The 14,642-nt window shown below is 39.6% G+C and carries 11 protein-coding genes; 10 read left to right on the top strand and 1 reads right to left on the bottom strand.

Annotated features, from left to right (window positions below):
• Positions 1–19: 19 nt before the first annotated feature.
• The 9 genes from leuB (at position 20) to yihA (ending at position 12,492) form a co-directional block, all read left to right on the top strand.
• A complete protein-coding gene (gene leuB / locus BMMGA3_RS12290) occupies positions 20–1,117 on the top strand; it encodes a 3-isopropylmalate dehydrogenase (RefSeq protein WP_003347573.1) in 1,098 nt (365 codons plus the stop codon).
• 181 nt (positions 1,118–1,298) lie between these two features.
• Positions 1,299–2,711, top strand: coding sequence for a 3-isopropylmalate dehydratase large subunit (gene leuC, locus BMMGA3_RS12285; protein WP_003347575.1), 1,413 nt, complete (start codon positions 1,299–1,301; stop codon positions 2,709–2,711).
• Positions 2,712–2,726: 15 nt separating this feature from the next.
• Positions 2,727–3,317, top strand: a complete 591-nt coding sequence (leuD, locus tag BMMGA3_RS12280; RefSeq protein WP_003347577.1) for a 3-isopropylmalate dehydratase small subunit — start codon at positions 2,727–2,729, stop codon at positions 3,315–3,317.
• 85 nt (positions 3,318–3,402) lie between these two features.
• Positions 3,403–4,428, top strand: coding sequence for a tetratricopeptide repeat protein (locus tag BMMGA3_RS12275; protein WP_003347579.1), 1,026 nt, complete (start codon positions 3,403–3,405; stop codon positions 4,426–4,428).
• Between the two features lie 169 nt (positions 4,429–4,597).
• Complete coding sequence (tig, locus tag BMMGA3_RS12270; protein ID WP_003347581.1) at positions 4,598–5,908, top strand: trigger factor; 1,311 nt, start codon at positions 4,598–4,600, stop codon at positions 5,906–5,908.
• 316 nt (positions 5,909–6,224) lie between these two features.
• Positions 6,225–7,490, top strand: coding sequence for an ATP-dependent protease ATP-binding subunit ClpX (gene clpX, locus BMMGA3_RS12265; protein WP_003347583.1), 1,266 nt, complete (start codon positions 6,225–6,227; stop codon positions 7,488–7,490).
• Positions 7,491–7,774: 284 nt separating this feature from the next.
• Positions 7,775–9,442, top strand: a complete 1,668-nt coding sequence (lonB, locus tag BMMGA3_RS12260) for an ATP-dependent protease LonB (protein WP_003347586.1) — start codon at positions 7,775–7,777, stop codon at positions 9,440–9,442.
• 144 nt (positions 9,443–9,586) lie between these two features.
• Positions 9,587–11,914 carry an endopeptidase La gene (gene lon / locus BMMGA3_RS12255; protein WP_003347587.1) on the top strand — a complete coding sequence of 776 codons (2,328 nt, stop codon included), beginning with the start codon at positions 9,587–9,589 and terminating at the stop codon, positions 11,912–11,914.
• A complete protein-coding gene (yihA, locus tag BMMGA3_RS12250; RefSeq protein ID WP_003347588.1) occupies positions 11,911–12,492 on the top strand; it encodes a ribosome biogenesis GTP-binding protein YihA/YsxC in 582 nt (193 codons plus the stop codon). The genes lon and yihA overlap by 4 nt, the downstream gene beginning before the upstream one ends.
• 46 nt (positions 12,493–12,538) lie before the next feature.
• Here yihA and BMMGA3_RS12245 read toward each other — a convergent pair whose 3' ends face one another.
• Positions 12,539–13,024, bottom strand: a complete 486-nt coding sequence (locus BMMGA3_RS12245) for a LiaI-LiaF-like domain-containing protein (RefSeq protein WP_003347589.1) — start codon at positions 13,022–13,024, stop codon at positions 12,539–12,541.
• A 258-nt stretch (positions 13,025–13,282) separates the two neighbouring features.
• Between BMMGA3_RS12245 and hemA the strand changes: the two genes are divergently transcribed.
• Entirely contained in the window at positions 13,283–14,629 is a 1,347-nt protein-coding gene (gene hemA / locus BMMGA3_RS12240) for a glutamyl-tRNA reductase (RefSeq protein WP_003347590.1), read from the top strand.
• Positions 14,630–14,642: the final 13 nt, after the last annotated feature.

The following is a 14,642-nucleotide window of genomic DNA, read 5'->3' as shown; positions in this document are numbered from 1 at the left end:
TAAACGGAGGGGAATTCCGATGGCAAAAAAAATTGCTGTATTGCCTGGAGATGGGATTGGAAAAGAAGTAACTGCCGGTGCATTACAAATTTTGCAGGCAGTTGGAGAACGATTTGGCCGCCAATTTGAATTTTCCTATGGAAAAATTGGAGGAGAAGCTTACGATGCAACTGGGAGTCCATTGCCTGAAGAAACGGTTTCGCTTTGTAAAGAAAGCGACGCAGTTTTGCTTGGTGCGGTAGGTGGGCCGAAATGGGATCAGCTTCCTGTTCATCTTCGGCCTGAACAAGGTTTGTTAAAAATTCGCAAAGAATTAAATTTGTTTGCGAACTTAAGACCAACAACTTTTTATAAAAGTCTTGCTGATTCCTCGCCGCTTCGACCAGAAGTGATTGAGGATGTGGATATGCTGATGGTAAGGGAGTTGACCGGCGGCCTATACTTTGGAAAACCGAGTGAGCGTTTGAACAGAAACGGAAAGGAAGCAGCAGTCGATACGCTCTTTTACCAAAGGGAAGAAATGGAACGCGTGATTGAAACGGCGTTCAAGCTAGCAAGAAAAAGAAAGAAAAAGGTTACATCGGTAGATAAGGCAAATGTTCTTGAATCAAGCAGGATGTGGCGTGAAGTCGCTGAAGAGATTGCAAAGAAATTCCCTGACGTAGAACTTCAGCATATGCTTGTGGATAATGCTGCGATGCAATTGATCAAAAATCCGAAACAGTTTGATGTCATAGTAACTGAAAATATGTTTGGAGATATTTTGAGTGATGAAGCATCCGTTCTGACCGGATCGCTTGGAATGCTTCCTTCAGCAAGCCTTTCATTAACCGGCCCTTATTTATATGAACCAATTCACGGGTCAGCTCCTGATATACAAGGCAAAAACATCGCGAATCCAATTGCAATGATTTTATCAGCTGCCATGATGCTTCGCCTCTCGTTTGGGTTGGAAGATGAAGCAAAAGCAGTGGAAAACGCCGTTAATCATGTACTTAATGCTGGGTACAGAACAAAAGATCTTGTTTCTTCTGACGCGAAGATTATTACCACTACAGAGATGGTAGAAAAAATAAAAGCGGCGCTTTTAGATCATGAATTGAGTTTAAGCATATGAGACTAATGCATAGGAAGGATAGGGGCTGACTCATAAACAAAGGGTCAGACCCTCCAATACAACAAATAGACAATCACACAAAAAAATCATTCTAAATATTGTCTTGCCGGAGGGAGTAAGACCTTTTATGAGTCAGCCCCTGTTATCAGCAAATTTTTACTTAAAACAGAGGGGGATCGACATGGGAAAATCGATTATAGATAAAATATGGGAACAGCATGTCGTATATCGTGAAGAAGGAAAGCCGGACTTGCTTTATATTGATCTTCATCTTGTTCATGAAGTAACATCTCCTCAAGCTTTCTCAGGTCTTAGGCTCAAAAACCGGAAAGTAAGAAGACCTGATAAGACATTTGCGACAATGGACCATAACGTTCCGACAATTAACCGGTTTAAAATTGATGATGAAGTGGCATTAAATCAAATTAGTACACTTGAAAAGAATTGTAAAGAGTTCGGAATTCCGTTAGCGGATTTAAACAGCCCGGAGCAGGGAATTGTACATGTTATCGGACCTGAGCTTGGATTGACACAGCCTGGTTTGACAGTGGTTTGCGGAGATAGTCATACATCCACTCACGGTGCATTTGGAGCACTTGCATTTGGCATTGGGACTAGCGAAGTAGAGCACGTATTGGCAACTCAAACGCTCTGGCAAACAAAACCGAAAACATTAAAACTTGAAATAAATGGCAAACTTGCCCCGATGGTTAGCGCAAAAGATGTGATTTTGTACATCTTAGCTAAATTTGGAGTAAAGTTTGGAACTGGGTACATCATTGAATATTGCGGAGAAGTTATTGAAAATATGTCGATGGAAGAACGGATGACGATATGCAATATGTCAATTGAAGGCGGTGCGAGAGCAGGTTTAATCAGCCCAGATGAAACTACTTTTTCTTATTTAAGAGGCAGAAAATATGCACCGAAGGGAAAAAGTTTTGAAGAAAAGGTATCTCAATGGAAGAAACTTGCATCAGATCCGGATGCTTATTATGATAAAGTGCTTTCCATTAACGGGAGCGATATTGAACCAATGGTAAGCTGGGGAACAAATCCAGGAATGACTTCGCCAATCACTGGACATGTCCCTTACTTAAGTGAAGCAAAAACAGAGACTGAGCGGAAATCACTTGAAAGAGCCTTATCATATATGGGGCTTTCAGAAGGAACAAAAATTGAAGATATTGAGATTCAGCATGTGTTTATTGGTTCATGTACGAATTCTCGAATTGAAGATTTAAGGGCGGCTGCAGAAATTGCGAAAGGAAGGCGAGTGCATCCAGGAGTAAGAGCTCTTGTTGTGCCAGGATCGCAACAGGTAAAGCGGCAAGCGGAAGAGGAAGGACTAGATAAGATTTTTCTTGAAGCTGGATTTGAATGGAGAGATTCCGGCTGCAGTATGTGTTTGAGTATGAATTCCGATGTAGTTCCTCCAGGAGAACATTGTGCCTCGACTTCAAACCGAAACTTCGAAGGAAGGCAGGGAGCGGGTGCCCGCACTCATCTAGTAAGTCCAGCCATGGCTGCCGCAGCTGCCATTTACGGAAGGTTTGTGGATGTTCGAAAATTAGCTGTGACAGAGGCTGTTTAGAAAGGAGGATTTTCTATGAGCGGATTTCAACAATTTAAAGGAAAAGCAGTTGCACTTGATCGAGCAAATGTTGATACAGATCAAATTATTCCAAAACAATTTTTAAAAAGAATTGAAAAAACGGGATTTGGGGAATTTTTATTTTATGATTGGCGCTTTTTGCCGGACGGTACTTTGAACCCGGAGTTTGAATTGAATTTTCCGGAAAATCAAGGAGCAACAATCTTAATTGTCAATGAAAATTTCGGCTGCGGATCTTCTAGGGAGCATGCACCATGGGCGCTTTTGGACTATGGTTTTAGAGCGATCATTGCTCCTTCGTTTGCTGACATCTTTTATCAAAATTGTTTGAAGAACGGGATGCTGCCCATAACTTTAGAAGCAGAACAGGTTGCATATCTTCTTGAGCAGGCTAAAGACCAGCCGTACTTATTAACAATTAATCTAGAAGATCAGCATGTTTCAGATGAAAAAGGTTTTAAAGCTTCTTTTGAAATTCATCCATATTGGAAAAAACTTCTTCTAAACGGTTGGGATGAAATTGAAATTACATTGCAGCTAGAGGAATATATAAAAGAATATGAAAAGAAAACTTTAAATGTTTAGATTCACGGTTCTTACTGTGAATCTTTTTTTCACGGTCCCTTCGTGCTAAACTAACGTTAACTAAATTAGTAAGGCGGTATCCGGTATGAAAAAACGGGATCGTATCAATAATGGTAACATTATACTGTTTCCCGATTTGGAAAAAAGGTTAATGGAAAAAGGAATGGAAAAACTTCAGCAAAAAAAATATAATGAGGCAATCCAATTACTATCTGAAGCAAAGAATTTTGACCCGGAGAATACCGATATTCATATTGGACTAGTACTTGCCAATTTTGAATCGGGAAATCTTAGAGAGGCAAAACTGCTGGCGAAGGAGATGCTCAAGGAGGGGATCGGCGATTATTTTAAAATTGTAGAATTGTATATAAGCATTCTTATTCAGTTGAACGAATTTGAAGAAATTGTAGCCGTGATCGAAGCTCTTTTGGAAGAAAAGGAAATCCCGCCGGAGAAGTTTGAACATTTTTCAAGAATACTCCATTTAAGCAAAAAAATGACCGAGGGTAAAAAGGAAAAGCGAGTGGAAGAAGAAAACTCGCACTCATTGCAAGAGGCTAAAAAAAGCTTGTTTTCTAGTCATGACCCTAAAGAGCAAATACTGAAGGTCGCAAAGTTGTCAAAGCAAAACATTCGTCCATTTATCGAAGAAATAAAATCTTATTTCATTTCAGAAGATGGACATCCATTCTTAAAAACGATGCTGCTGAACATATTAAAAGAGCAAGAATATGAAAAAGAAGTTCGTGTCAATAAATTTGGCAAATCAGAATATCTTATTCCAGCTAAATTAACAGATATTCGTGAACAAAACAAAATGTTCGAGATCACTGATAAGTTAAAAGATACACTCGGAAACGAGGATCCGGTCTTGTTTGAAAATATTAGGATGTTAATTGAACGGCATTTCTTTCTTATGTATCCGTTTGATCTCGGGCCGACTGATCCTTCCGTTTGGGCAGCTGCCTACCATTTTATAGGGTTGGAATATTTCGGGTCATCTTATTCACTCGACAAGCTGGCTGAGAAATATCATATCCCTGCAGAAGAAATAAATAAAGCTTTGAAAATTATCAGGGATGTAGAAGAAATTTCTTATCCGAATATTTAGGCATGGCTGTTGAAAGAACGCCAACGTATGTTATAATGTAATGGTTGTAATATGTAAACAGAAAAATTTTATTTGAAAACAATGGATTATGACTTGCAAGACAAGACATATTCAGACGATTTTCGATCATTGAAAATGATTAATAGATTTGTTGGAGGGAAAAAACAGTATGTCTGCGAATTGGGAAAAATTAGAAGGGAGCCGCGGGGTTCTTACATTCGAAGTCGATGCAGAGAAATTCAACGAAGGCTTAGACTTCGCATTTAAAAAGGTAGTAAAACAGGTTAGTGTTCCTGGTTTCCGTAAAGGAAAAATGCCTCGTTCCCTTTTTGAAAAGCGTTTTGGAGTTGAATCTCTTTACCAGGAAGCAATTGATTACCTATTACCTGATGCATATGTAAATGCGATTGAAGAAACTGGTATTGAGCCTGTTGGCCGCCCTGAAATTGATGTTGAACAAATTGAAAAGGGCAAAAGTTTAATTTTTAAAGCGACTGTTACAGTAAAGCCAGAAGTGAAACTTGGCGAATACAAAGGAATTGAAGTAGAAGCATTTGATACGACTGTAACTGACGAAGATGTAGATAATGAAATAAAAGCTATTCAAGAACGCCATGCAGAGATTGTAATGAAAGAAGAAGGAACTGCTGAAAATGGCGACATCGTTGTAATTGACTTTGAAGGTTTTGTTGATGGAGAAGCGTTTGAAGGCGGAAAAGGTGAAAACTATTCGCTTGAACTTGGCTCAGGTTCATTCATTCCAGGCTTTGAAGAGCAATTAGTAGGTACAGCTGCCGGGGAAGAAAAAGAAATTCAGGTAACGTTCCCTGAAGAGTACCATGCTGCAGAATTAGCAGGTAAACCTGCAGTATTTAAAGTGAAAGTTCATGAAGTAAAAACAAAAATTCTTCCTGAGCTTGATGATGAATTTGCAAAAGACGTGGATGAAGAAGCGGAAACTTTTGATGAGCTGAAAGCAAAAATCAAAGAACGATTAGAAAAAGATAAACAGCATGAAGCTGAGCACTATGTTCGTGATACCGTTGTTGAAAAGGCAACTGAAAATGCAGAATTCGATCTTCCGGAAGTAATGGTTGAGAATGAAGTGGACCGCATGGTGAACGAATTTGAACAGCGTTTGCAAATGCAAGGCTTGACTCTTGATTTATACTTCCAATTCTCAGGACAAGATGAAAGTGCTCTTCGTGAACAAATGAAAGAAGAAGCTGAAAAGCGTGTTCGCATTGCCCTTACTCTTGAGGCCATTGCAAAAGCAGAAAAAATAGATGCAACGGATGAAGAAGTAAATGAAGAGTTGCAAAAAATGGCAGAAATGTATAACATGTCAGTAGAGGACATTAAAAAAGCTATAGGAAGCCTTGAAGGTATAAAAGGAAATATTCAAAATCGAAAAACGATTGATTTCCTTGTAGAAAACAGCAAAACAGTTGAAAGTACACCTGTAGAAAATAGTAAATAATTACTAAATGCAAGGCGCGATGCAATCGTGCCTTGTTTTATACATATACATATATAAAGAGAAAATTAATAAGTTGAAAAATATAGGATTTAAGCAGCGTGTTTCTGGATATGATGAATTAGTACATAATTTTTTATTTGAGGATCCATAACGTAACTTAACTTAATTTAAGATTAATTAGTTTCTGTCTATCTAAAAAATGTGATACAATGCAATACATAACTGCTAGATTTTTTCTTAGAAAAGGCTGAATAATAAGAAAAGTTCGCTTGTGATCCGTATTTGTATATAGGAAGTTCTTGAAGGGGTGAATATCATGTTTAAATTTAATGATGAAAAAGGACAGCTAAAGTGTTCTTTCTGTGGAAAAACACAAGACCAGGTCCGAAAATTAGTTGCCGGTCCGGGTGTATATATATGTGATGAGTGTATTGAATTATGTACTGAAATTGTGGAGGAAGAGTTAGGCACTGAGGAAGAAGTGGAGTTCAAAGATGTGCCGAAACCAAAAGAAATTCGTGAAATTCTTGATGAATATGTCATCGGGCAGGATCAAGCAAAAAAGTCACTTTCTGTTGCCGTATACAATCATTATAAACGGATTAATTCCAACAGCAAGATTGATGATGTCGAGCTATCAAAAAGCAATATATGTATGATCGGACCGACAGGAAGCGGTAAAACATTGCTTGCCCAAACATTAGCCCGAATCTTAAATGTACCTTTTGCGATCGCTGATGCTACTTCACTGACAGAAGCAGGGTATGTCGGGGAAGACGTTGAAAACATTTTGCTAAAACTCATTCAAGCCGCAGACTATGATGTTGAAAAAGCGGAAAAAGGGATCATTTACATTGATGAAATTGATAAAATTGCCCGTAAATCTGAGAATCCTTCAATAACAAGGGATGTTTCCGGAGAAGGGGTACAACAGGCATTGTTGAAAATTCTTGAAGGTACGGTTGCAAGCGTGCCTCCTCAAGGAGGGCGCAAGCATCCTCATCAAGAGTTCATTCAGATTGATACAACGAACATCCTGTTTATTTGCGGCGGAGCATTCGATGGCATTGAACCAATTATTAAAAGACGTTTAGGACAAAAAGTTATTGGATTCGGCGGCGATTCAAAAATTCCTGAAGTTGATGATAAAGATCTTCTTTCAAAAGTTCTGCCAGAAGACTTATTGAAATTCGGATTAATACCTGAATTTGTAGGGCGTTTGCCTGTTATTGCAAGCCTTGAGCAGTTAGATGAAGATGCTTTAGTTGAAATTTTAACAAAACCAAAAAATGCATTGGTAAAACAATATCAAAAAATGCTTGAACTTGATGGTGTGGAATTGGAATTCGAAGACGCTGCCCTTCAAGAAATTGCGAAAAAAGCAATTGAGCGCAAGACAGGAGCGCGGGGACTTCGTTCGATTATTGAAGGCATTATGCTTGATGTCATGTTTGAACTGCCTTCTAGGGACGATATTACAAAATGCATCATTACAAAAGAAACTGTTGCTAACAACAGCGCACCGAAGCTAATTCTGCATGATGGAACAGTGATTGATGAAAAAAGAAAAACTTCCGCTTAAATTAAACGGAACTGGCTGATTTTTCCGACAGCTGCTTTCGTTCATGGTACTGATACGTTTTTTGTCTTCAGAAGCAGGCCCGAAGCGGCTTCGCGGAGCTGGGTGAGGCTGGACAGGACAATCAGGAGTTAGATAAGCATTTGTTTAAATGGACCAAATCCTTGTATAGGGTTTGGTCTTTTTATATGTAAAGGTTTTTTCTCTAAATTTTTGATTATTCCAACTCAGTGCCGGAGATACTACCATATATCAGATAGAACTTATTTCATGCAGGAGGGAACACTATGAGTTGGACCGGTATTGCCTTATTCATTCAACTGTTTTTCGGAATCATCATCGGCCTCTATTTTTGGAATTTGTTAAGGAGCCAGCGAACGCAAAAGGTTTCCATTGATCGAGAGTCAAAAAAGGAAATGGAGCAGCTGAAAAAAATGAGATCGATCTCATTGACTGAACCATTATCTGAGAAAGTACGCCCTTCCAGATTTGAAGATATTGTCGGCCAAGAGGATGGGATTAAATCACTAAAAGCGGCTTTATGCGGACCGAATCCTCAGCATGTTATTATATACGGACCGCCTGGAGTAGGAAAAACTGCAGCAGCAAGGCTTGTGCTGGAAGAAGCAAAGAAAAACCAGAAATCTCCTTTTCAGCGGTCATCAGTGTTTATCGAATTAGACGCAACGACAGCCCGATTTGATGAGAGAGGGATCGCCGATCCGCTAATCGGATCTGTCCACGATCCGATTTATCAAGGTGCAGGAGCGATGGGACAGGCAGGTATTCCGCAGCCAAAGCAGGGAGCGGTGACAAATGCTCATGGAGGAGTTTTGTTTATTGATGAAATAGGAGAACTTCATCCAATTCAAATGAATAAGCTCTTAAAAGTATTGGAGGATCGAAAAGTTTTTCTTGAAAGTGCTTATTATAATGAAGAAAATACACAAATTCCCACTCATATCCATGATATTTTTAAAAACGGGCTGCCGGCTGATTTTCGCCTTGTAGGTGCTACAACGAGAACCCCTAACGAAATTCCGCCGGCAATCCGTTCGAGATGTATAGAAGTTTTTTTCAGGGATCTAAACCAGGAAGAAATAGCAGTAGTGGCAAAAAAAGCTGCTGAAAAGGTTCGCTTGTCAATAACGGAACAAGGCCTCAATATTCTTTCGACATATGCAAGGAACGGACGTGAAGCTGTAAACATGGTGCAAACAGCTGCCGGATTGGCCATTAATGAAGACCGAAATTATATAAAAGATGAAGATATAGAATGGGTCATCAATTCGAGCCAGTTAAGTCCAAGAATTGAAAAAAAAATACACCCCAAATCCAATATTGGCCTTGTAAACGGTCTTGCCGTTTATGGTCCGAATATAGGGGCGCTGCTTGAAATTGAGGTAACGGTCATACCCGCAAAAGAAAAAGGATCTATCAATATTACCGGAATTGTTGAAGAGGAAAGCATAGGGGACCGCGGGAAATCGATCCGAAGAAAAAGCATGGCAAGAGGATCAATTGAAAATGTCATAACCGTTCTCCGTTCCATGAAAGTTCCGGCAGATGAATTTGATATTCATGTGAATTTCCCAGGCGGAATTCCGATTGATGGCCCCTCTGCAGGCATCGCCATGGCAACTGCTATTTACTCGGCGATTTATAAAATTCCGGTTAATAACACGATTGCAATGACAGGAGAAATCAGCATACATGGAAAAGTAAAGCCAATTGGTGGAGTGTATCCGAAAGTTGTCGCAGCAAAAAAAGCAGGCGCCAAAACGGTTATTATACCTGAAGAAAATATGCAATCAATTTTAAATGAAATAAAAGATATAAAAATTGTTCCGGTCACTCATCTAAATGAAGTGTTTGACCTTGCATTTGTAAAAGGGAAACCTCGGGATCAAGCCATTCAAGCTTCGATTGAATTAGCTAAGAAAGAAAGCATATAGTTCAACCGGGACTTCGGTTTGCCAGGCATTTTTGACAAACCGAAGTTTTTGTTTGCTCATTCTCTAGTAAATAAGTTAGAATTGTACAAAGAATTATTATGCAATTTACGGATATATAAGATTTGCATTTGGAGGTGCAATGATATGGCGTATAAAGAAGAAATCATCGTCCCCCTCCTACCGCTTCGGGGAGTGCTTGTTTATCCGACAATGGTCCTTCATTTAGATGTCGGACGTGAAAAATCGGTTCAGGCCCTTGAAAAAGCAATGGTAGATGACCATTTAATTTTCTTAACAACCCAAAAAGACATTTCTATAGATGATCCAACAGAAGAAGACGTGTATCATATGGGAACATTAACAAAAGTAAAGCAAATGCTGAAACTCCCTAATGGTACGATTCGTGTTTTAGTGGAAGGCTTAAAACGTGCCGAAATCATTTCGTTCTTTGATGAAGATGATCACTATGAAGTTTCATTAAGAACATATGAAGACAGGGAAACAAAAGATGCGGAAGATCAGGCCTTAATGAGAACAATGCTTGAGTACTTTGAGCAGTACATAAAAATGTCTAAAAAAATTTCTGCGGAAACGTATTCATCCGTTGCTGACATTGAGGAGCCAGGGAGAATGGCGGATGTCATTTCCTCGCACCTTCCGCTAAAGCTAAAAGAAAAGCAGGAAATTCTTGAGACAGTAGACATAAAAGAAAGAATGAACCGTATCATTGAAATACTTCATAATGAGAAAGAAGTATTGAATTTAGAGAAGAAGATTGGCCAGCGAGTAAAACGTTCAATGGAAAGGACGCAAAAAGAATACTACTTGCGTGAACAAATGAAAGCCATTCAAAAGGAATTGGGAGAAAAAGAAGGAAAATCCGGAGAAATTGCAGAGCTTACGGAAAAAATTGAACAAGCAGGCATGCCTGAACATGTAAAAGCAACCGCTTTTAAAGAACTTGACCGATACGAAAAAGTTCCTTCAAGTTCCGCAGAGAGCGCTGTGATCCGGAACTATATTGAGTGGCTTATTTCATTGCCGTGGACAAAGAAAACGGACGATGATCTTGATATTCACAAAGCTGAGCGAATTTTGAATAAAGACCACTACGGCCTTGAGAAAGTGAAGGAACGGGTTTTAGAATATTTAGCCGTCCAACAATTGACCCGTTCATTAAAAGGCCCTATTCTTTGCCTTGCCGGGCCTCCGGGAGTTGGGAAAACAAGTTTGGCCCGTTCGATCGCAACTTCATTAAATCGTAAATTTGTTCGTATTTCTCTTGGAGGTGTCCGCGATGAGTCAGAAATAAGAGGTCATCGACGCACCTATGTAGGAGCAATGCCCGGCCGTATTATCCAAGGAATGAGAAAAGCCGGGACAATAAACCCAGTTTTTCTTCTAGATGAAATCGATAAAATGTCTAGTGATTTCCGCGGCGACCCTTCTGCTGCGAAGCTAGAAGTGCTGGATCCGGAACAAAATCATAATTTTAGCGACCACTATATTGAAGAACCGTACGATCTTTCAAAAGTAATGTTTATTGCAACGGCAAATGATTTGTCGACAATCCCAGGACCTCTCAGAGACCGGATGGAAATTATTACAATCGCTGGATATACAGAGCTTGAAAAGATCCATATTGCAAAAGATCATCTTTTACCTAAGCAAATAAAAGAACACGGGTTAACAAAAGCCCAACTTCAAGTCCGTGAAGATGCGATTCAAAAGATTGTCCGTTACTATACCCGGGAAGCAGGTGTACGCGGTTTGGAACGCCAGCTTGCCACCATTTGCAGGAAGACAGCTAAAATTATCGTTTCAGGAGAGAAAAAACGAGTAGTTGTTTCCGAGAAGAATGTGGAAGAGTTTTTAGGGAAGCCGAAATTCCGGTATGGCCAAGCCGAGATGGAAGACCAGGTTGGTGTTGCCACTGGCCTTGCTTACACAACTTTTGGCGGTGATACTCTGCAAATTGAAGTATCATTGTCACCAGGAAAAGGAAAACTTGTATTAACCGGAAAACTCGGTGACGTCATGAAAGAATCAGCACAGGCTGCTTTCAGTTATGTCCGTTCAAAAGCAAAAGAGCTTGGTATAGATGAGAATTTCCATGAAAAATATGATATTCATATCCATGTTCCTGAAGGTGCAGTGCCGAAAGACGGACCTTCTGCCGGAATTACAATTGCAACTGCTCTTGTTTCCGCTTTATCAGGAAAACCTATCAGTAAAGAAGTCGGAATGACAGGTGAAATCACGCTTAGGGGACGCGTTCTGCCAATCGGAGGCGTTAAGGAAAAGACATTGAGCGCTCATCGTGCAGGAATTACGAAAATTATTCTTCCAAAGGAAAATGAAAAGGATATTGATGAAATTCCTGACAGCGTAAGAGACGAACTCGATTTTGTTTTAGTTTCGCATGTGGATGAAGTTCTCAAACACGCCCTTGGCGGCGGTGAAGTTCAATGAAAATAAACAGTGCAGAAATTGTCATTAGTGCGGTAAAGCCTGACCAGTATCCCAGTGAGGCTTTACCGGAATTTGCATTAGCCGGCAGATCAAATGTAGGGAAATCTTCATTTATCAATAAAATGCTGAACAGGAAAAACCTGGCCAGAACTTCATCAAAACCAGGGAAAACCCAGACATTGAATTTTTATTTAATTAATGAAGCGTTCCATTTTGTTGATGTTCCAGGTTACGGTTATGCAAAGGTTTCAAAAAGCGAGCGTGCAGCATGGGGTGAAATGATTGAAACGTATTTTACTTCAAGAGAACAGCTTAAAGCTGTTATTTTAATTGTGGATTTCCGGCATGAGCCGACTGAGGACGATGTGATGATGTATGATTTTCTTAAGCATTATGAAATCCCTTGTATTGTTATTGCTACGAAGGCCGATAAAATTCCGAAAGGGAAGTGGCAGAAGCATTTAAAGATAACAAAAGAAAAATTGAACTTGGACCAAAATGACCAAATCGTTATTTTTTCCTCTGAGACGGGAGAAGGAAAAGAAAAGGCTTGGTCGATTATTGAAAGTTATATGTAAATAATTGTTTAATGATAAAGAGAGACAGGGAAAGATAAGCCTGTCTCTACTTTTTCTTAAATATGATTAAATAAACTCCGATTAACACTAAGGCAGCAGGCCAGAATTTCCATGCCATGGACACACGGTTTTCAAGATGGCCGAACCAGCCGGTAATCTTGTCGTAAAACAGGAGCAGTACTGCAAGAATCAAGAATAACACGCCTTGAAAGAAACCTGTTCCAACTTTTTGATAGCGCAGGAAAAAGCCTAAAGAAATAATCATGATAAAGGTTCCTATATGATTGGGCCATATTGCCAACCGGTTTACAACATGAAAATGCAGTCCGAATCCGAACAAAATAACGCCTGGCAAGATCGCTTCATAATCTTTTGCCAAATAGCCTTGTCCCAAAAAAGCCAGACCAACAATCATCAGCAATGTTGGCCAAGTGTAAAACTCCTGAAACACGGTTATATTTGATTGCTGAAGGTAAAAATAAATCCCAAAGCCGATTAAGATGATACCGGGGAAAATACGCTGATTTTTCACACACTTCACCACTTCCAATAACGTTTACTTGATTGTGCAAGCTATATTTGGTATTGTACAAGGGATGTCTTGTCTGGAATTGCTAAAAAAATCTTATTTAAAAATAGGATCTTTGTCCAGTTTTTTCGTTTGAAGTCCTCATTCATCAAATATGATAATATGTTTTCAATTTCTGTTCACAATTCGTTCTAAAAAATAAAAATGCACGTGTTATAATAATAGAAGCGACTTAATGATTTTGGGGGTGTCAATTTACACATGCATATTTTAGCTGTCGGTCTAACATATAAAACCGCCCCTGTCGAAATCCGTGAGCGATTGACATTTAATCCGGCAAGCCTTGGGGATGCGATGAAAACACTTAAAGAGAAAAAGAGCATACTGGAAAATGTCATTCTCTCTACGTGTAACCGTACGGAAATATATGCGGTTGTGGATCAGCTTCATACTGGCCGCTATTATATAAAGGAATTTTTGTCAGAATGGTTTGGAATAAACCAAGATGAATTTTCTCCATATTTGTTTAAATATGAGCATGACGGTGCGATTGAACATTTGTTTAAGGTAGCTTGCGGACTGGATTCAATGGTATTGGGCGAGACTCAAATATTGGGACAGGTTCGATCAAGTTTCTTGTTGGCACAGCAAGAAAATACTATTGGTACAGTATTTAACGAATTATTTAAGCAAGCGGTTACACTTGCTAAGCGTGCCCACTCCGAAACAGAAATCGGTGCAAATGCTGTTTCTGTAAGTTATGCAGCTGTTGAGCTAGCGAAAAAGATTTTTGGTTCTCTTAAAAATAAACACGTTCTTGTATTGGGTGCAGGAAAAATGGGGGAACTTGCTATCCAAAACTTGTATGGGAATGGAGCAAGCAGGGTAACAGTGATAAACCGCACCTATGAGAAAGCAGTAAATTTGGCCAATCGATTCAACGGGAAGGCCCGGACATTGCAAGAACTCCAATGCGCTCTTGTTGATGCTGATATACTCATCAGTTCAACAGGATCAAATGATTTTGTTGTGACAAAAGATATGATGGAAAATGTTGAAAAGATGAGAAAAGGGAAGCCGCTTTTTATGGTTGATATCGCCGTTCCGCGTGACTTGGACCCAGCGATTGCCGAACTTGAAAGTGTATTCCTGTATGATATCGATGATCTTGAAGGTATTGTTGAAGCAAATATGCAGGAACGCAAAAAAGCTGCCGCTCACATTTTGATGATGATTGAAGGCGAAATTGTTGAATTCAAGAGATGGCTACACATGCTGGGAGTAGTGCCAGTTATTTCGGCGCTTCGCGAAAAGGCGCTCGGCATTCAGGCTGAAACGATGAAAAGCATTGAAAGAAAGTTGCCTAACTTAACTGAACGTGAAAAGAAAGTGCTGAATAAGCATACGAAAAGCATCATCAATCAGCTGTTGAAAGATCCGATTTTGCAAGCTAAGGAGCTTGCGGGACAGCCGGATGCAGACCATGCTCTAGATCTTTTCATTAAGATCTTTAATATCGAAAAGCTTGTTGCGGAGCAGCAAGAGGCGAAAGCAGTTGACTCTAAGCAGATTATGGTTCGTTCACAACAGGCTTCCTTTCAATCATAAAAGGGGTTCTGTC

The organism is Bacillus methanolicus MGA3 (genome assembly GCF_000724485.1).
Lineage (GTDB): Bacteria > Bacillota > Bacilli > Bacillales > Cytobacillaceae > Bacillus_Z > Bacillus_Z methanolicus_A.
Note: the sequence above shows the minus strand (reverse complement) of the source record. Positions and strands in the feature narration are given on the sequence as shown.